10 protein-coding genes and 1 tRNA gene are annotated in these 19,947 nt (G+C 64.4%); 9 read left to right on the forward strand and 2 right to left on the reverse strand.

Annotated elements, in window-relative coordinates:
• Nucleotides 1–434 precede the first annotated feature (434 nt).
• From dpdE to dpdD, 8 genes are read left to right on the forward strand one after another with little or no spacing between them, the layout of a single operon-like run.
• Complete coding sequence (gene dpdE, locus AMYNI_RS0124200) at nt 435–3,521, forward strand: protein DpdE (protein WP_157357465.1); 3,087 nt, start codon at nt 435–437, stop codon at nt 3,519–3,521.
• Nucleotides 3,506–6,055 carry a protein DpdF gene (gene dpdF, locus AMYNI_RS49210; RefSeq protein WP_020670648.1) on the forward strand — a complete coding sequence of 850 codons (2,550 nt, stop codon included), beginning with the start codon at nt 3,506–3,508 and terminating at the stop codon, nt 6,053–6,055. Before dpdE ends, dpdF begins: the two co-directional genes overlap by 16 nt.
• Nucleotides 6,056–6,949, forward strand: coding sequence for a hypothetical protein (locus AMYNI_RS0124210; RefSeq protein ID WP_020670649.1), 894 nt, complete (start codon nt 6,056–6,058; stop codon nt 6,947–6,949).
• On the forward strand, nt 6,946–10,062 hold the full coding sequence (locus AMYNI_RS0124215; RefSeq protein WP_020670650.1) for an ATP-binding protein: 3,117 nt from the start codon (nt 6,946–6,948) through the stop codon (nt 10,060–10,062). The genes AMYNI_RS0124210 and AMYNI_RS0124215 overlap by 4 nt, the downstream gene beginning before the upstream one ends.
• Nucleotides 10,037–10,738, forward strand: coding sequence for a hypothetical protein (locus AMYNI_RS0124220; RefSeq protein ID WP_157357467.1), 702 nt, complete (start codon nt 10,037–10,039; stop codon nt 10,736–10,738). Before AMYNI_RS0124215 ends, AMYNI_RS0124220 begins: the two co-directional genes overlap by 26 nt.
• 4 nt (nt 10,739–10,742) lie before the next feature.
• Entirely contained in the window at nt 10,743–15,137 is a 4,395-nt protein-coding gene (dpdJ, locus tag AMYNI_RS0124225) for a protein DpdJ (protein WP_020670652.1), read from the forward strand.
• A complete protein-coding gene (dpdK, locus tag AMYNI_RS45285; RefSeq protein WP_020670653.1) occupies nt 15,134–15,664 on the forward strand; it encodes a phospholipase D-like domain-containing protein DpdK in 531 nt (176 codons plus the stop codon). Before dpdJ ends, dpdK begins: the two co-directional genes overlap by 4 nt.
• Before the next feature lie 2 nt (nt 15,665–15,666).
• Entirely contained in the window at nt 15,667–17,811 is a 2,145-nt protein-coding gene (gene dpdD, locus AMYNI_RS0124235; protein ID WP_040405934.1) for a protein DpdD, read from the forward strand.
• Nucleotides 17,812–18,001: 190 nt separating this feature from the next.
• On the opposite strand, the gene AMYNI_RS0124240 is transcribed toward dpdD, so the two are convergent.
• A tRNA-Arg gene (locus tag AMYNI_RS0124240) sits at nt 18,002–18,074 on the reverse strand.
• A 213-nt stretch (nt 18,075–18,287) separates the two neighbouring features.
• Here AMYNI_RS0124240 and AMYNI_RS0124245 point away from each other — a divergent pair.
• The gene (locus AMYNI_RS0124245) at nt 18,288–19,211 is read left to right on the forward strand and encodes a cation diffusion facilitator family transporter (RefSeq protein ID WP_026360868.1); all 924 of its coding nucleotides are present in this window, start codon (nt 18,288–18,290) and stop codon (nt 19,209–19,211) included.
• A 3-nt stretch (nt 19,212–19,214) separates the two neighbouring features.
• Here AMYNI_RS0124245 and AMYNI_RS0124250 read toward each other — a convergent pair whose 3' ends face one another.
• Complete coding sequence (locus tag AMYNI_RS0124250; protein ID WP_020670656.1) at nt 19,215–19,943, reverse strand: DUF305 domain-containing protein; 729 nt, start codon at nt 19,941–19,943, stop codon at nt 19,215–19,217.
• Nucleotides 19,944–19,947: the final 4 nt, after the last annotated feature.

Genomic DNA, 19,947 nt, shown 5'->3' on the forward strand with positions numbered 1-19,947 from the left:
GCCGGTCAGGGCATCATTTGCGTTCGGCCTTGCCTTTGTCTCGCCCATGAACTCCTTCGAACGCATGGTCGGATACTTGCTGAGAGTTAGGTCGGTTGCGGACTTGCGTGCCAGTGGTGTGCACTGGGCGGCTAGAAGACGAGTCATATACGTTTCACGCCGCCTTGAATCTTACCCGAATGGCCTAGTCGGCCTCACGTGGATGCACGGAGTGGTTGTCGGGGAAGCTTAGGCTATTTTGCGCTTGCTCGTCCGCCGCGTCTCGGATCGGTGTAGCACGCAAGCCTGCGCGTGCGACTGAATTTCCGTTCGCCTTGCATGCGTTGAGGGTGGGTTGATGTGTTCTGCGGGCCAGGGGCGGTATCGAGTGCTACGATCGGGAAGATGTTGTCCTGGCGTGCGAGCGGGTGGGCTTGCTGAACAGATTCTCCTCGGTGAACGGATTCATTGGGCAATGGGTTCGGGTGTCCGACAACGATCTCGGTTTCGGCTTCTGCAAGGCGAAACGTGACAACGACAGTGCTGTGGTCGTCTACACCGACGTGCCTCGTGTATCTGAAACAGAAGTGGTTGTACCCGCTTCGCGCCTGACCGCGCCAAAAGTCTCGCCGGGTACGAGGGTCTGGTTGCCAGGCGACGTTTTTGGCTGGCGGTCGGGGGAGATCACGTCCGCGTCCGGCTTCGGGGAGTACTGGGTGCGCTTGGCAGGCTCCGGTCAGGACGTAAAGGTGCACGGATCGAAGCTGCTGATCCGTTGGAACGGTCAGTTGCGCGATCCGGTTGCTGCTCTGAAGAGCGGGCTCTGCGATTCACCGGAGTATTACGCTGCGCGTAAGGACTTCCGGGATCGGCTGATCGAACAGCGAAGCGCATCCCGCGGTTTCACGGCTGTGCTCTCGGCGCCGGTCGCGCTCTACCAGCACCAGTTGGACACGGTCGCGAGAGTCCTTGCAGATCCGGTTCTGCGTTACCTGCTGGCTGATGAAGTGGGGTTGGGGAAGACTGTCGAGGCGGGGCTCGTGCTCCGACAACTACTCCTCGACAACAGCGATTTCAAGGCGCTGGTGTGTGCACCGAGCACGTTGGTGCAGCAGTGGCGCGACGAACTCTCCGAGCGGTTGCTGCTCGGCAGCGCCTTGCTCGAGAAGCGACTCAAGATCATCTCCCACGAGCAACTCCTACGCCATGGCGACCTGAGGGATGTCGGCTTGGTGGTGATCGACGAGGCTCACCAGGTGGTTGAGCGCCTGTCCTCCTTCGAGGTGATGCGGCGGAACCTGCAGAACGCGCGGGGGCTGCTCCTCCTCTCAGCGACGCCGATGAAAGGAAATCTTCCCACCTTCCTGGGATTGCTGAACCTGGTCGACCCATCCGCGTTTCCGCTTGACAACGTGGTCGAGTTCCGGAAGCGGGTCGAGTTGCGCGAATCTGCGGCGCAGAGTGTGCAGGCCCTGATCTCGCACCGATCGACATTACGCCGGCGCCTGATTGAACTTGACCGCTTGACCGCACTGCATCGTTCGGACCAGGTCATCGTGAAGTTGGCCGACGCTTGCCGAGCCACCGGGGACGTAGCTTCGCCCATGTGGGCGAAGCTGGCAGATTACGTTCGGGAGACTTACCGCATCAGCCGGCGCATGATCCGGCACCGCCGTGACGTCGGACCGGCCGTCGGCTACCCAGTGTCGGGGCGCCAGCCGACCTTCGTGCCACTAGAGGATCCGGCGCGACCTGATGTCGATGATTTTCTCGATGCGTATAGGGAAAGGTTGGCGGGACGGCTCGATCACGATTTCTACGCACGTACTGTTATGCGAGGCTTGGGAGGCCCGGCCCCCCTCCTGGTACACCTGGAGAGCGCTCTCAGGGTGAAGGGTCTCATACCAGCAGACATGCGCCCGCTGGTGGAGTCGACCATCGCTCGGCTTCAACTTGTCGGAATCGATGCGCGAGTGCGACGCGCCCTGGAGGTAGTGGCAGAACGGGTCGCGGCCGGCCAGAAAGTCGTGCTGGTGGCAACCTCCGTGCACACGGCCACCCGCCTGTTGGAGTTGGCACGCTCTCGGTGGGGCAGTAAGGTCCGCGGTCACCTGCAGGGGATGGCCCAGCAGGAGGCTGACGACGACGTTATCGAGTTCCTGGAGTCGCGCACGACCCAACTCCTGGTCGGTGACTACAGCATCGAAGAGGGACGGAACCTCCAGAACGCTGATGTTCTGGTCAACGTGGACTTACCGTTGGACCTCAACAGGCTGGAGCAGCGGATAGGTCGCCTTGACCGGTTTGCTCGCGGTTCGGGGCCGGCCGAGGTGGTCGTTCTGACTGAGTCCGGCAGCTCCTGGGTGACAGCGCAACTCGCCATGCTCAACGAAGGTATCGGCATCTTCGATTCGTCCGTGGCCGCTCTGCAGCGCCGTCTCGCGGAGGTGCGCGACAGGTTGATCGAGGCACTGGGCGAGGACGGGAGTAGCGCTTTCACCCACGACCTGGGCGAACTGCGTTTCGCGCTTGACGAAGAACGGAAGGAGGTGGACCTACTCGAGGAGCTCGAATCCGTCACCGTCGCAGCTGATTTCGATGAGGTGGGCTTGAGCGATCTGCGAGCGGTCGACGGCAACGAGGAGGAGCTTCGCCAAGCTTTCGCCCGATTGACGTCCGTGCGCGGTGGTGTCGCGCTTCGCCCGGACGAGGATGAGCGAGGCATTTTGCGCTTCAGGCCCAATTCGCGACGATCCGGCCAAACCAGGATCGATCGGGTCGGCGGCTTGTCGGAGGATGCCTCCCGCGAGGTCGTTGGATTGCTCGAGCGGACCTACTCCTATTCACGTGACGTCGCCGTGAGTCGGCGTGACGTCTCCCTTCTCCGGCTGGGTGACCCGCTGGTGGATTGGTTGGAACGTTATCTACGGCAGGACGAGCGCGGCCGTACCCGTGCGATCGTGCGCCGCACCGGAGCGGTGTGGTCGCCGGAGTTGTGGTTGCATTGCGAGTTCCTCGTCGAGTACGACGATTCGCATATCGACGCCACGGACGAGGGCACTCGGCGTAGGCTGCGCAGACGCGGTGACGCTCACCTGGCGCCGACCATTGTGCAAACCTGGACCGACGTGCACGGCACGGCGTCGACCGAGTTGCAAGCGGTCTTGGACCCACCGTTCGATGAACGACGGGGTGACCACGTCTTGAGCGGGCACCGGTGGAAAGCAGTTCTGAAAGAACTCCCCGAGTGGCGCCAGTTGTGCGAGGCAAGCTACGGCGAGGCTCGCGCACACCTCATGTCCACACCTGCGCTCACCTCCGTGCCGTCGATTGCCCGTGAACGGGCAGTGGCGGAGATGAAATCGCGCTTGGACGTGCTGCGCGCCCGAGTTCGTCGCTTACCGACGAGGGCCGAGCGGATGAGTGCCGAAAGCGAGAAGGAGCGGGAGACTGTCCTCGGAAACGCTTTGGTCAAAGGAGTGGGCAAGCCGGCGGTCTCGCTTATTTCATGTGGAGGTGTAGTGCTGTGGCCGGAGCGCTGATCGCGACCCGAGCCGCCCTGGACGAAGAGGACCGGCTCCGCGCTGTCTTGGCCGATCCGCACGCTCCCCTGCCCGAGCCCTTCACCGAAGACCTGAACGTTCGGCTTGCCGAGGTGGCACTGGATCCGTCATCTGGCCGGATGGACCTCGCAGTGCTCCTCCGTCAGGTCCTGCGGAGGTGGAGCCTGCGGAATAACCGCGTCGAGCGAGTGGTGGTGGCGGGCTCGCTCTCAGAACGATTGCGCCCGGTCGCGGCCGAGACATGGCTGAGGGAGCAAGCCGGTGACGTCTGGCACGCGATGCCGTGGCAGCCGGCCTGGTTGGACGGTAACGGTGTACCGGATGTCGCTGCGAACACGGGTCCCATTGTCAAGCCGCGTTTCACGTCCGTCGATCTGCCCGCCGACCCCTTCTTCACTCGCGTGACCGGACACCGAAGTTACCGTACGCCTGGTCAGCGAGCAGCGTGCAGAGCCGTCGTCTCCGCCCCATCGGGCAGTGCGCTGATAGCCATGCTTCCGACCGGATCGGGCAAGACAGAGATCGCTCTATGTCTCGCGGAGCGGCACGACAACGCAGTCTGTTTGATCGTCGTGCCGACCATCGCCTTGGCGTACGACTTCGAAAGGCGGTTCCGGGACCACTACGCGCGCCTGCGTCCCCGAGCTAACAAGACGGCCTTGACGTTCGCCTGGACCAGCGAGACTCCGGAGGGTGAGCGAGAGCGCCTCCGCACGGCTGTGCGCGAGGGCCGGCAACCACTACTTGTGACTTCGCCTGAATCTGTGAGTCGCGTGCTGCGCTCCACTCTCATGGATGCCGCGGCGAGCGGTCGACTCGGCGGGATTGTCGTGGACGAGGCGCACCTCGTCACTCAGTGGGGACGTGATTTCCGCCCCGAGTTCCGGACACTTGGCCACCTGCGTGCCGAACTGCTCGACGCTGCCCGGCCGAGCGGGCGGCTGCCCGTCACTCTGATGCTGAGTGCCACTCTGGGGGCGCACGAACTCGAGGACCTGCACGAGCTTTTCGGGAAGCCCGGTCCCACGACACTGGTCGCGGCCAACGCACTCCGGCCTGAACCAGACATCTGGATCGCGGATGCCGACGATCCGGAAGAACGCGACGCCAGGGTGCTCGAGACTCTCGCCAATACACCGCGCCCCGCCATCCTCTACGTGACCAGACCAGAGTCCGCCCGGACGTGGGTCGAGCGCCTCCGCGCGCGCGGCTACCACCGCGTCTCGGAGGTGACCGGTAAAACCCGCGTCGACAACCGCGCGCAGGTGCTCGCCGCGCTTCGTGGTGGGGAGGGCAGTCCGACACGGACGGACCTCGTCGTGGCGACTTCTGCGTTCGGACTGGGGATCGATTATCCCCATTTGCGGACCGTGATCCACGCGTGCCTACCGGAAACGGTGGACCGCTGGTACCAGGAACTGGGGCGCGCGGGACGTGATGGGCAGGCGTCGGGCGCGTTCCTGTTGACAGCGCAGGCTGCGGACCTGCCGGAGGCGGAAAGCCTGACGACGAAAGTTCTTACGGCCGAGAACGCGCAGCAACGCTGGAACGATCTGTGGTCGCATCGGAAGACGCTGCGCGGCCTCGACTTCCTGGATTTGGAGGGCAACCGAGGAACGGTCGGTGAGGGCTCCTACAACCGCCGGTGGAATGCGCAACTTGTCCAAGGCCTGGTCGAGTTGAACGCGCTGAAACGCTATCGCGTCGACTTCGACGATGTCTTGGCCCTGGAGGAGGAGAGCGGACGGGTACCTGACTGGGCAGCGGTCGAAGTCCGCCGGCCGATAGGGGGACATAAGGCATTCTGGACGGAGACGTGGTCCGACTGGCAGAAGGCACAGTGGACGCGCTCCCGGCATGCCCTGGTCGCGATGCGGGGTGTAGCGATGGACGAGTCGCCGGCGTGCACCGCGATCGCTTCCTACTATCAGGCCGGCTCGAACGGGCGGGATCTCTTCGGGGTAGCGGCTTGTTTCGTGGAACCCGAGTCGAAGTGTGGTCGGTGTCCGGGTTGCAGGCGCCGTGGAGTTAAGCCACCCCACGATCCGCCGCCGCGCCCGCCCCAGCGGTGGCCGGTCCGGTTCGAGAGCGCTCCACAATTGTCCGAGTTGGTCGAGACCGTCGGTGTCGGGAGTGACCTGGTCGTCCTGTGGACTGACGACCACCCTCGAGTGGCTCCGGCTTTGGCGCGCGCTCTGGTGAGCAGGGGGATCAATCACCTCGCGGGCTCGGTCGGTGTTATTCCCCAGGAGCCGTCCTGGTTGTTAGTCGACCCCGAGCCGGTCCACCCGGCGGATTTGACACCGTTTTCGTCCTTCGTCGTCTATGAACGCGACACGAGAATCCCGGGTGCCTGGCTGAACTCGAGCGTACGCCGAGCCAACAGACCCCACGAGTTCTCCGCTGTGGACGTCCTTCTGGTCGGCCCGAATGTCTCGATCGACGGCCGGGACGTGATCCGGGAACTCAGGGCTGTCAACGCCAGGACCGCACTGCAGATATTGGGAGCTTGAGTGCTCGACTTCCTCGACACGTACGCTCGTGCCAGTGCTCAGGCACTGCTCGTTGTGTGCCGTTACCTCGATTCGCGGCCCAAGGGGCAGGATGGCGCCGCCCTGCGGGAGGCCTTGCAACCGAGTGCTCTGGTGAAACCCACCGAGTTGAAGGCGAGCATGCTGGGTCCCGCGCTTGCGGTGGGCGAGGCATTGGGCTTTATCGAGTCGGACCGTGGCAGGCAACCCGTGTGGACTCTGTCCCGTACCTTAGACAGGCGAGTCCTGGGTGACTCGCCGGGCAGCACACGGGCTTTCTACGACAGCGTACTCAGCGTTCTGGGGAAGCAATCCCTCGCCGCCGTCAGCAGCGGTGAGAAGGTCTCCGACATCGTGCTGGGATTCGTGTGGTTGGCCGCACAGGACCCCCTCGAGCCCGTGTCGACCAACTGGAGCAAAGGGCCGGAGGACATGATCATCAAGGCGGGCCTGAGGCGGGAGATCAACAACGACACTGCGTGGCGGCCTTTCTACCGCTGGGCCATCAGCCTTGGACTGGCTGTCGAGATCTCGACGGGAACCAAGCGGTCCGCGCTGGTGCCCGACTGCAGCAACGCACTCCGCAGGGCACTGCCGCGCCTTCCCCGGTCTCTACCGGCGGAGCAGTGGTTTCGCCAGGTGTACTCCGCCCTGCCTGTATTGGGCGATTCTCGCCTGGTCGAGTTGGTGCCCGGTCTGACGGCCCAGTCTGGTGGCACGGTCATCGGTGGCTCACTGGCACTGGCGCTGCACAAACTCGAACGCGAGGGGCTGGTCGAGTTGGTTTTCGCAGAGGACGCCGTCGATGCGGTGCTCATCCAACTTGGCGAGCGCACGAAGCGCGTGAACAGGGTGCAGATCTTGGAGAGAGCATGACCACGATGGAAAGTTTCCTGTGCTGGCGCGCCGACGCGGTGCGAAGGACCGTTTACTCGGACATAGGTGCACTGCCCGGTGACGCCGACGCTGTTTTCCTTGCAGCACACACTCCGATGTCGCTCAAACACATCAATGGTGCCGAGGTGGTCAACGGCGACGGCAGCGAACGGGACGTCCTCAGGGTGCTCCTCGCTGGCACAGGCGACCCAGACCGCAACACTCTGATCGCCGTAACTGGTGCTCCTGGAGCGGGTAAGAGTCACGTCGTCCGGTGGGTGCACGCGCATCTGAAGCTCGATGAGAGCCGTTTCCACGTCCTCTACGTGCCGCGAGCGATCCAGACCATCAGGGAGTTGCTCCGCCGCATTGTCCAAGGCCTCCCGGGAGGTGGCGGACAGGAGATATTGAAGAGGGTCGACGCGGCGGTGGCCAAGGCCACGCCGGCCGAACTGAGGGACCGCCTCCTTGAGGAGATGCGGTTCGCACTCACCTGGAACCTGCAGCCGAAGCCCCCGACGGAGGGTGAGACCGAGGACGAATTCGGCAGGCGAGAAGAACGTAACAATATGTTGGGCTACCTGGATGACCAGGGCAAGCGGCGTCACGGCCTTGCGGACCTGCTCGCCGTCCCGCCGGTGAACCAGGCGCTGCTGCGGCCGGGACGCGCGCTCGACAACATCGTGAACTCCGTCTACGCCGAGACTTCTCGGCGAGACGTCGGTAACCGCTTCGAGGTCGACGATCTGCCCCTGCGGGAGGCCGGTGTCCGCTCTGCTCTGCGGGGCGACGCGGAGCTGCTGGGGCTGTGGACGTCGGTGGGCTCCGATCCGGACATCGCGGTTGACCTGCTCAACGAGGCCGTTCAGGAGGCGCTGCGCAGGGCCCTTGGCTTGCGCGCGACGCACGGTGAAACTCTGGACGTCGTCTTCGAACAGGCCCGCAGAGCCCTGCGTCGGGAGGGGAAGGAACTCGTTCTGCTCTTCGAGGACCTGGCACAGTTCGGCCTCATCGATGGCGAGTTGTACGACCAATTCTCGACCCAACCCGGTACGGACATGGCGCCTCTGCGAGCTGTGTTTGCGGTGACCGACGACCCCTTTCAGCGGATCGTTGGCACGGTTCGCTCAAGGTTGACGCATCGCTTCGAAATCTCGGATGATGCGCTGGCGAACCGGGAGGTGTTCGTCGCTCGCTACCTCAACCTCGTGCGGCTCGGGCGAGATGGGGTCGAAGAGGCGTGGCTCCGCGCGTCTTCGGACGGTGATCAGGACTGGGTGAAGAACGCCTGTGACTCCAATGAGCACGGGATGCCCTGCCCGGTGCGGAGCAAGTGTCACGCTGGTTTCGGTGCCGTGGATGTGCCGGGATTGGGCGAGGTTGGCCTGTACCCGTACAACGACGTCGCGATGCGGCGCGCGCTGCAAAGACCCACCACCGATGGGGTTACCCCACGGAGCGATCTGGATGTCTGCGTCTCCGAGACGTTATCGGAAGCGCACGCCCACATCGGTCGTGGCACCTACCCGCATCCCCTCGCTTTCGAGAAGTTCAATTCAGACATCAAGCACCCGAAGGCGGTCGTGCTGGACGGCAGGACCGGAGCCGAAGCTGAGCGCCTCTACCGCGCACTGGTCCTGTGGGGGGACGAGGCACCCTTGGGTCCTGCGGTGGTGGAGGCTTTCAAGCTAGGTGACGTCTTGGGCACCCGCGCAACGGAGACGTCGGAGGTCGCACCGAGGGCGCCTCTTAAGGTGCTTCCGGGAAGCGTGAGTGGGCACCATGCGACGCCTGCTCCACCCCAACGGCCGGTGCCGGCAACGGAAAGCCCTCTTCGGAACTTGTTCCAATGGGAGAACGGCGAGCACCTCACCGACAGAGAGGTGAAGTACTACCGCTCGGCGGTGTACGGGATGGTGAAGGCGCGACTCAACTTCGACCACGACCTCATCCATTTGACCGGTGTCGCTCAGGAACTGATCGGGAAGGTCTTCAACGTCACCTCGTTCGACTTCGGGAAGGAGTCGTACGGTCGGACTGCGGCCCGTGGCGCCGTCAAGTTTCGGTTCGAGCGGACGTCGAGTGATGTGAAGGTGCTTGCGGCCGCGCATTGGTTCAAGGAACATGGCCACTGGGTTCCCGAGAAGGGGCAGTGGCCGTGGCCCGCCGGTTACGACCCGGTCGACCTCATGCTCACGTTGGAACAGCGCCTCGACGAGTGGGCCGCTGCGGTTCGCACTGAAGTGCTCACCCGGCGCAACACGCGGGACCTTGCCCAGGCAGCGGTTGGGGCACGAGCGATTGCCCTGGTGTGCGCAGGCGAGGAAGTGGATGAATCGGCGGGGCTCCGCGCGAGTCTTACCGCCAAACCGGCGTCGGCGGGGACCCCATCGACGTGGAGTGAGGTCGACCAGGCTGCCAGGAGTCTTCTGGAGAGGACGACGATCCTCGAGTTGGTCGGCGATTTGGCCTCTGTGCGCCAGGGGGACGGGGATCCGCAACTCATCGACGTTACCGTGCTCGACCGGGACCTGGGGGACGCTCTGGCGGCGCCGACCCGTTACCTGCGGCAGGTGGCGGAGGGATTCAGCGAGGTGGAGCCGATCCTGGCGGTCGCGGCCAAGTCCTTGCTCACGGCTGTGGAACAGTGCGCGGACGAGGCCGTCTCCGAAGCCCGTCACGCGCTCGAAGTACTTGAGAGGGATCTCGCCGGCGGGAGAGTCCGTGCTGTGGCCAAGGCGGCCGAGGAGTTGGGCGCCCGTGCTGTGAAGAGTGGGTTCTTACGCCCGCCTGATGGTTACAGTGATCTGAATTTGGCGGTCGACGTGCTGAAGCAAGCTCCAGTGGACGTCCCTCTCCGATGGACGATAGATCGCACTGCCCCGCCTGGTGATGAAGCCGTGCGTATCCAACGTTGGATGCGCACGGCGATTCGAACGGCAGGCGCCCTGACCAAGATCAGGCAAACCGTCGACTTGACCCGCGAGGAGTGCCTGCGCAACACCCCCGAATCAGGGGACCTCGATCAGTGTGAGATGTCGGTGCGCCGAAAGTTGGGCGAGGTCGAGTACCAGTTGCGCATGCTCGGTGGAACCGGTGATCCTCATGACTGAGGGTGTACCCATTTGGCTCGTGGAGGCGCGGCACGCCGTTGACCGTGCCGGTGACGAAAAGCAGTTCCAGGACCGCCTCGATCACTTGACGACGGTCGAGGACGAGTTGCAGCGGCGTATCGAAAAGTTGACCGACCTGATCGCGGCTGCCGAGGCGGGCCGTGCGGCGTGGTGGCCAGGCGTCGACGTTCCCGCGCGGGTCTTCACCGAATTGAACGCCGTGCGCAAGTCCATCGACCCGCGTCAGTGGAGTCGCGCCCGCAACACGTTTGACGACCTACTCAAGCAGGTCGACAACGACATCCGGGGCGCATGGAAGGAGTACGTGGCCAACCTCGCGGGTAACGCCGGAGATCTCCGCAACCTAGTGCGAGTGCTAGGTGCGGCTCCTGCCCTGACCGAAGATGCCGCCCAGCTCGACCGCATCTTGACCGAGTTGAACGCAGGTAGAGGGAAGCTCCCAGACTTGCGGTCGGTGCAGAAGGCCCAAACCGCCGCCAACCTGCTCGATCGATTGGCGGGCAAACTGCCCGCGGCTGTGAAAACCTTCCTCATAGCAGCGGCGCGGGGTGGCGCCCCGCTGGAGTTGCTGACCACGGAAGTGCTCGCTTGGCTCACCACCAACGCCGCGAGCGATGAGTTCCGGGTCATCGTTGCTAGGAAGGGAGGGCGCTAGTTCCGTGGACGAGAAGGCTTTGAACGCGCTGACCAGGCTTGAGCTGAGAGAAGCCGAACTCCTCGCTTGGGGAGCGACCGGCGCTGAGTGGACGGCCGATGAGGTCTTGGAGATCTTCGCCGAATTCGGTGCGGGACAGGCGGAGTTCGATCGACTGCTCAAGGCTCTGTTGATAGTGCGCACTCCGAACGGCGGGTACCGGTCTCGAAGTGCTGAGACCGTGCGTCTGCTGGCCACTTTGCGCCAGTCGTTCCGACATGGGCGTGTCACGGAGGGCAGGCCGCTTGTCTTAGATCACCGGTTCCTCCACCGTCCCCGTCGGAGGCCCGAACGAAATATTACGGCGCAGGTGGTCCTCGACAAGGTGCGTAGTCATCTTGGCGACGCCGGGAACCAAGCTGCCTGGGGGCTTGCTGCCCCGGAGCTGTCCGGCTTTCAGCAACGCAGCACCGAAGCGGTGCTGCACGCGCTCAACAGCGGCCAGCCGGCAGGTGTGATGATCACGGCGGGTACCGGTAGCGGTAAGACGCTTGCTTTCTACCTGCCGTTGTTCGCATGGCTCACCGATCGGCTTGCCGAAGGGCACTCGAGGGGCACGCTCGCTCTGGCACTGTATCCGCGCAACGAACTCTTGAAAGACCAGTTGCGCGCTCTGCTCGAGTACCTCGACCGGATGTCCAGCGCGAGCGCGATCACTCCGAAGATCAGTCTCGCTACCTGGTTCGGCCAAACGCCCTCGGACGCCCAGCAGGTGCGGAACGTGTGGAGCAAGCGGAAGCACGGCTATGCGTGTCCCTTCCTTCGATGCCTGAAATGTGATGGCGAACTCCTCTGGCGCGAGGCGGATCTCAAGAACAAGCCCATCCGCGAGCGGCTGGCTTGCTCGGACGCGGAGTGTGGTTTCGCTATTGAAGGCGATCGTCTCCGCCTGACCAGGGAAAGCGCACTTCGCAATCCTGCCACTTTGATGCTGACCACCACCGAATCGCTCAACCGCCAGCTCGCTGCACCGGGTAACCTGAGGGCATTCGGCGTGCTGCCTGCGACGCTGTCCGCGGTGCTCCTGGACGAGGTGCACACCTATGAGGGTGCCACCGGCGCGCAGAACGCACTGCTGCTCCGTCGCCTGACGCACGCGATGCGCCGCGCACCCGTGTGGGTCGGTTTGTCGGCCACACTGCTCAACGCTGGTGAGTTCTTCTCGCGACTGGTCGGTCTGTCGACTGCGGACACCACCGTGGTGCAGCCTTATCCGGCTGAACTCGTCGACTCGGGGGCGGAGTACCTGTTGGCGCTGAGGCACAACCCGCACTCGCGGACGGGGTCTCTGTCGGCGAGCATCCAGACCGGTATGGCTCTGACGAGGTGCTTGGACAACCTGGTCGACGACCCATTCAACTCGCCTCCTTCGTCTGAGGGAGTGGTCGGGAAGCGCGTCTTCGTATTCACCGACAAGCTTGACAGCACGAACAGGTTGTACTGGGACCTCTCGGACGCGGAGGACACCAATGGGGCCAACCGCAGACGATGGCGTAGGCCTCGTACTCTTGCTCACCTCCGGGCGACCGAGCAACGTGAACTGGACGTGGAACACCGCGAGTCGACTGCCGGCCGGGATGCCGACGGACAATGGTGGTGGTTGCCGGAGCAGTTAGGCCACGAGTTGGATGCGGATCGGTCGTTGCGTGTCGGCCGCACTAGTTCGCAGGACCGCGGCGTCGAATCCGACGCACAGATCGTTGTGGCGACCGCGACGCTGGAAGTCGGTTTCGACGATGACCGCGTCGGGGCTGTGATCCAGCACAAAGCACCTCACGACCCGGCTCAATTTCTGCAGCGAAAGGGACGTGCCGGGCGCAAGGAGATCACCCGCCCGTGGACCGTTGTAGTGTTGAGCGACTGGGGTCGGGACCGCCAGGCGTGGGACGCCTACGACGCACTCTTCGACCCCGAGTTGCCTCCACGCAACTTGCCGCTGGAGAACCTCTACGTGTTGCGGATTCAGGCTGTCTACTCGCTGCTCGACTGGCTGGCGGTGGAGTTGCGTTACTCCGACCGGCATTCGACTTGGGTCGACCTCGCTGGCCCGGCGGAACAACTGTTCCGCAAGCCCGAGGCGCAGAGCAGAGCGCGCGAACGCCAGAGGAAGCTGAGTGACAAGTTGGGGCAACTGCTCCGGCCGGGGCCGGAGCGTAAACGCTTGCGCAAGCATCTCCGCGAAGCCCTAGCCTTGGGAGTTGACGAATTCGCCGAGTCAGTTGTCGACACCCTGCTGTGGGAGTCACCGAGACCGCTGTTGCTGGCTGTCGTTCCCACCATACGCCGGAGGCTTGACGAGCAGTGGTGCGGTGAAGAGCCATCGGATGACGACATCCGTCTGCAGACGAGGACCCCGTTGCGGGATTTCGTCCCGGGGAACCTCTTCGACGACCTTCTCGTGCCCGACGTCGAGTTGTTGGTGCCCGGGCGTGGAAACAGCCTTCAAGCTGAGCAGTTGCCCGCGCTTCGCGCGTTGCGTGAGTTCTGCCCGGGCAACGTGAGCAGGCACTTCGGCGTGTTTGCCGAGAGTAGGCGTCACTGGGTGCCCCTGGCTGATCTGACTCCCGGTGAGTCTGAGATCCAGGTCGGGGTCAATGACACCTTTAAGGCCGAGTTTCTCGACACCATCGCCGTGGGACGGGACCGGGTGACGGTGCACCGTCCCACGGCGGTGACCCTGCAGCCTGTACCTGACGACGTCGGCGATGCTTCCTCGGTCGCTCCCGACTGGGAGTTCCATGTGACACCCCTCGGAAGGGGTATCCCGGTGAACTGCGGTCGTGGCGCTGACCGACTCCTCGCGGATCTTGGGTTCCATCTGCACGTCCAAGGCGGGGGAGTTCGCACGATCAGATTCGCCAGGACTGCGCGCGGGACCATGTGGGATCAACCGGCCCCTCGGCCTGTGCGCCTCGCGTTCGGTACGGGAGTGCGAGACGACTGGATTCCCGCCGCCGTCGGCGTAGACGTGCACTGCGATGCCGTCACGGGAACCGTTCGCCTGCCTGATGGCCTCAGCGAACCCACCTCGGCCGAGCGGACGGGCCGGCTGAGGTACCTCCTCACCGCCGAAGCAGAGTTGCCTGAGTCCATGTCGGTGTTCGACTGCGACAACCTCGTGCAGGTCGTGACACTGGTGATCGCAGCCATGCCTGGCGACGCGCGCGCCCCCAGTTCGGCGGACGAGTGGACGAAGCGGATGACGTCAGCCGCCGGTGTGCTCGGCTTGTTCAGGACGGACCACCACGAGGGCGAGGAGGACACGTCCTGGCACGAGTGGTTTGCCGAACAGCGAGTGCTCGACGCCGTCCGAGAGGCCGTTGACGAGGCATTCGGGGATCGGCGCACCGCCTCCTGGCGGGTGTGGTGGCAGCGCGGGTATACGCTCTCGGCTGCCCAGTTGGTGCTCAATGCGCTGGCTACGCGCTGCCCGGGCGTCGACACGGACGAGTTGGCGGTCGATCTTGATCCGGACAGGGATGACGTGTTCTGGCTGTCCGAGCGGTCGCCCGGCGGCACAGGTCAGGTCGAGACATTTCACCGGGTGCTCGCTCAGGACCCGGACGCTTTCAGTCATGCGCTGGAGGATGCGTTGCGCCCGACAACCGCCGACACCGCCGACGAGGAGCTCAGCGCTCTGGTGCGTGCAAACTCACCGGAGGTCGCTGAGGCCCTTGCGGCTCTCCGCAGTGCATGGCGTAACGGTCACGCTGCGGTGACCGAAGCGGTCCGAGCGGTGGAGGAGGCGGCCCTCCGAAGTGACATCAACCTTGGTGGTCCAGCGCGATCTGCTCTTAGCACCCGTATAGCCGGTCCTGGCGCTCACGTCGACCTGATCACCACTATCGTGTCCTGGCTCGATCTCCGCGATAGGGTTGCGCGTAACAAAGGGATTTCGGTGGACCCGCGAACCCTCGGCGCGCTAATCGCTGAGGAGCCAGGTATCGACGAAGTTCTCCAACTGGGTGGGGATGTGCTTCCGGAACGGCGGGCTCGGGCGGTGACGAACGTACTGTGGCCCTGGGGGCGCCTTCCGCAGCCGCCTTCCGCAGCGTACGGCCGATCCCCCGAAGTGTCGTTCGAGCGGCTGCGTGAGTACGTCGAGTTCGTGTCCGAGCCGATTGATATCGAATCTTGGGACGGTGAGCGCCGGAGCCAAGTGCACAACGCCTTACTTGAGCACGGAGAGGTGGTTCTGCGGATCGGGCACGCCCAGCGTGACGTGCTCCGCGCCGCCCTCCTCGACTTGCAGACGTCCCCCGTGGAGGTCGGAACGCTGCTGACACACCCTGTCGCCGTGGGACTGGGTCGTTCGGTGCGCAACGTTGAACTGCGCCTTCTGCTGCGGGAGGCATTGTGAACCGCGTCATCCGCAAGTCCAGGGCGCAAAGCGCGAGTGAGGCACTCGACTTGTTGGGTGCCCTGTTCACCGCGGAGTTGCTCGCCCCGAGCAAATGCATCTGGCTGGTCTCGCCGTGGATATCGGACATAGAGATTCTCGACAACGTGGCCGGCACGTATCCGGTGCTTGATCATTACGGGAAGAGGGTTGTACGACTGAGCGAGGTTCTGGGTACCCTCGCCGCCGACGGCGCCAGGATCGTTGTCGCTACCACGTTGGACGCTCATAATGACGCCTTCACCCGTCGAATGGGCATGCTGAGCAGGGATCTGCGCGTAGAGCATCTGGTCGACATTCGAACTGATCCCAGCGGGCGCTTGCACACTAAGGCATTGACCGGCGACGGTTACGCGCTGGCAGGCAGCATGAACATCACATACAACGGTGTTTTTATCCGTGAGGAGCAGATTGAGCTCAGAACCGACGAGGAGTACGTCGTTCAGGCCAGGATGGATGCCTATGACAGGTTCGGGGGTGTGCTGTGAGTGTGACCGCCCTTCTCCAGCGTTGTCTGGGTGATGCAGCGCAGTTCGGAGAGTTCCGGGAACGTGTGGAACTCCTCGTGGACGAACAGGCACGGAGTTGGGCGGGCGGGCCCGGCGATTGGATCGTGGCACCGGTGAGCCGCGAACCCAGGGGCTTCTACCTCATTTCCAAGGATCCGGAAGGGCAGCGCCGGGGGCGGGAGGTGCTCAGGGGATTCCTGGGGCCAGCTGAGGCCGAATTCGAAACGACTCCGCTAGCGCCTGCTGTCCAGGAGGTCGACAGGTACTTGGAAGAGGCGGGTTTCGTTCATTTGGCCAGCGTGCAGCGTAAGGGCAAGGTCTCCCGTGAACAACTGCTGGAGCACTTTGAAGACATGCTCGCCACTGTCAATGGTAAGGAGTCGAGGGCGAAACGCCCTCAGCCTTCGCAGTACCTCGACTTGCTGCGCGATTTCCGTCTGGCCTTGGCACAACGTGAAGGACGGCAGGCCGAACTCGCGCTCGCCAACGTGCGGCTGACTGGCAGGTTGAGCGCAGAGAACCTCCGGTTCTTGAAGATTGAGCTTCTGGGTGCACTCGGGCGATGGGACGAGTTGCGCGACCTCGACTTCCTTGGCGACCTGCTCAGGGCGCGCCGGCCCAAGGCGATCAACGAGTACCTCATCGAGATGATCTGGCGTACCGAGGTCGCTGAGTTGGTCGGTAAAGACATCCCGCCTGACGTCATCCACGCAGAATGTAACCTCGGATCGAGCTACGGCAACGTGCTGAGTGCGATCGACGTGCCTGGAACTGAGGCAGGGCGTGCATTGGGAGTCGTCGTGGCTTCCGCTCTGAACGACGAAGACCGGCTGCGGCGGTTGTTCGCGTGTGCGGAAGATCCGCAGGAAGCGGCGGGCCTCCAGCGGATCGCGCGTCGTCGCACATCGGCGAGGGTCTCCGAGTCCGTCGACGTGCGCGGCCTTTACGAACAAGGTCAACATGGAGCTGTCATCAGGGCGTTCGTCCGTGCCCCGGACCCCATGACGGCGGACCTGGCTGTCGAGTCGATCCTTGAAGCTGAGGACGCGACGCACGCACCGGTCGTGCTCGAGACGGTGGAGAGCTTCATTGCTGAAGAGTCGCTCGTCCCGGGGCGGAGGTTACGTCGTGACCTCGGAGAACTCGCTACTCTGGTGGGTTCCCGGTGTGCGGGTTGGAGTGAGTGGGGGGCCAGGATCAGTAGTGGCGAGCAGTGGCTCGATGGTGCACGCATCCTTCGCGCGCAGCACGACAAGTGGACTTCGCTCGCGCAACTGTCCTCCAAGGATGTCGTGGCCCTCTCCGACAACCTCGTGACCGCATGGGGCGGTGTGAATGAGGATCAGATCCTGGCTACGCTCGACATCCTCTGCGAGGTGGCGGCTGAGGTGACTTCGGTGCCCCACACGGCGGATTTCTGCGATGCGGTTCAACTCCTGCTTGCTGAGCAGGAGAACGTCAGCGGCCCGGTGCGCAACGCGTACCTCCGGCTGCTCGACCAGATTTTGACTGGTGCCCCAGCGGCGGAGCGGTACCGCCAGGTTGTGGGCCAAGCAGTGGACCTGTGGGAGCGGATCAGCGCTCCGACCGCCGTCAACTGGGGAATCGGTCTCGCGGACCTGCTGCTTGTCCATCCGGCTGCGGACTCCGGTGTGCGGGTCGAGGCCATCAGCGCCATCGTGGGCAAAGCCCGGGACTTCGACCAGCGCTCCACGTTCCGGCAACGCACGGAGATCGAGGTCTTGGCAGCGGAGGCTGGCATCCCGCCTCGCCGACTCGAGCCGGCCGCCACGGGTTTGGATGTCGTGTGGAGCAAGCTGAACGGTAAGTTGGTTGGTCTCTACTCTCTCCTGCCCAGGGCAGCCGATGCCTTCGACCGACGCTTGAACGCGCTGTGCTCTCCCAAATCGGTGGAGGGGAATGCTGACACGGTGTCCACGTCAGCGTTGAAGCACCTTGCTGACAAGGCTGACTACATGATCGTCGACACCTGGCATGCATCCCACGCCGCGATCGACGCGATCGACGCGGTAATATCCAAGGACAGACAGATATTTCCGCGTGGCCGAGGTGTTTCCAGCTACCTGCAAGCGTTGGAGCAGGTGCTGTTGTCCGCTGACGACTGACGTCCTGGCCGCCGGCGCTGTGGGGTCCCATGCGTTCAATTCTTCTCCGCAGGCCGCAGCACGTGGACTGGTTGGTGATCACAGCCGTCGAAGCTGGCATGCCTTTGGGTACGTACCAATTGCGGGACGGCAGAAGAAACAGAATAAAGATCAAGACGTGCCAGGCTGAACTCTGGTCGCGTCACTTGTGTGCCCTCGGCAGGATTCGAACCTGCGACACCTGCCTCCGGAGGGCAGTGCTCTATCCCCTGAGCTACGAGGGCGTCTGCTTCGACTCGGTGAAGCCTAGCGCATGGCTGACGACGGGCTGCGGAGGGTCGGGTCTCTGTTAAACGGACGACCCGAGCGGGCTATGGGCGTGGGTGGGGGTGGGGCAGTAGCGTTCCCGAGGGCTGAGAGGTAAGGCTCACCTGTATTGCACACATGCGCATGTCACTATATGTTGACCGTGGGACTTCGAGCGGGAGGCAGTTTCAATGGGACACGGACACGGGCACGGTGTGCCGGCGGGCCAGGCGGCCAGCGCGGGTAGCAAGTACCTGTCGCGGTTGTGGCTGGCTGTCGGGCTGGGCTGTGTCACCTTTGTCATGCAGGTCGTGGTCGGCCTGCTCACCGGGTCGCTGGCGCTGCTGGCCGACTCGGCGCATGTGTTCACCGACATCTTCGGCGTGACGCTGGCCGCGGTCGCGGTGATGGTGGCCCGCCGCCCGGCCAAGAAGCAGGGGCGCACCTTCGGCATGTTCCGGGCCGAGGTGCTGGCCGCGCTGGCCAACGCCGTGCTGCTGTTCGCGGTCGCCGGCTGGGTGCTCTACGAGGCGATCAGCCGGATCGCCGAGCCGCCCGAGGTGCCCGGTCTGCCGGTGACCGTGGTGGCCTTCGTCGGGCTGCTGATGAACGTGGTGTCGTTCCTGCTGCTGCGCGCCGGCTCGAAGGAGAGCCTGAACGTGCGCGGCGCCTACCTCGAGGTGATGGCCGACATGATCGGCTCGGTCGGCGTGCTGGTCAGCGGGCTGGTGACGCTGCTCTTCGGCTGGCGCTACGCCGACCCGATCATCGGTGTGGCGATCGGCCTGTTCGTGCTGCCGCGGGCCTGGAAGCTGGGCCGCAGCGCGCTGCGCATCCTGTTCCAGCACGCCCCGCACGGCGTGGACGTTGGCGAGATCAGCACCGAGCTGGCCGCGCTGCCGGGGGTCGCCAACGTGCACGACCTGCACGTGTGGACGCTCACCTCCGGCATGGAGGTCGCCTCGGCGCACCTCGCCGTGGAGGCGGACGCCGAGCCGGCCGGCGTGCTCGGCGCCGCGCAGAACCTGCTCGCCGCGGAGTACTCGATCGAGCACGCCACCCTGCAGGTCGAACCACGTGAGTCGGCGACGAAATGCCAGCAGCTGTCCTGGTGACCCCTAGGTCAGCGGGGCCGCGCCGCGTGCCGCCAGCATCTGCTTCATCAGCTCCATCTCCGCGCCCTGCGAGCGCAGGATGCTGGAGGTGAGCTGCTTCAGCGCGGAAAGGCTGGAGTGCTCGTCGGCGTAGGTGGCCATGTCCGTGCCGCCCTGGTGGTGCCGGAGCATCAGCTGCAGGAAGTAGACGTCCAGTTCCTTACCGGACAGCGAACGCATCTTCGCCAGCTCTTCGTTGGTGGCCATACCCGGCATCGGCGCGTTGCCGCTGGACGGCATGGTCGCCGTGCCGCCGCCGTGCGCATGCCCGCCCGGCTCGGTCATCCACGTCATGTACGCACCGGTCGCCTGCTCCGGCTGGCCCCACAGCATGAGCCAGCCCTTCATCCGGCCGACCTGCTCGGTCTGGGTGCTCAGGATGTCGAAGGCGAGCTGGCGGACCTCCTGGTCGGTGGAGTAGTCCCGCGCCCAGTTGGCCATGGTCACCGCCTGCAGATGGTGCACCGACATGTCCTGCGCGAAGCCGACCTCGACCGAGCCCGCTCCCGGGGTGGTTGGTTCGTCCTTGGTCAGGGTCTCCGAGAGGAACATGCCGAGCACCGCGCCCACCAGCATCACGGCGCAGACCGTCGCGCCGATGATCGCGGCCCGCGCCCAGCGCGGGGTGTCCCGCGCCGGGCCTTCGGCGACGACCTGTTCGGTGACCGGCTGCTCACCGGCTTCGTGACTCAAACCC

It is taken from the genome of Amycolatopsis nigrescens CSC17Ta-90 (assembly GCF_000384315.1).
Taxonomy (GTDB): domain Bacteria; phylum Actinomycetota; class Actinomycetes; order Mycobacteriales; family Pseudonocardiaceae; genus Amycolatopsis; species Amycolatopsis nigrescens.

Coding starts and splice junctions, on each gene's coding strand:
- AMYNI_RS0124215 (WP_020670650.1), top strand. CDS start 6,946: ATGACCACGATGGAAAGTTTCCTGTGCTGGCGCGCCGACGCGGTGCGA.
- AMYNI_RS0124245 (WP_026360868.1), top strand. CDS start 18,288: ATGGGACACGGACACGGGCACGGTGTGCCGGCGGGCCAGGCGGCCAGC.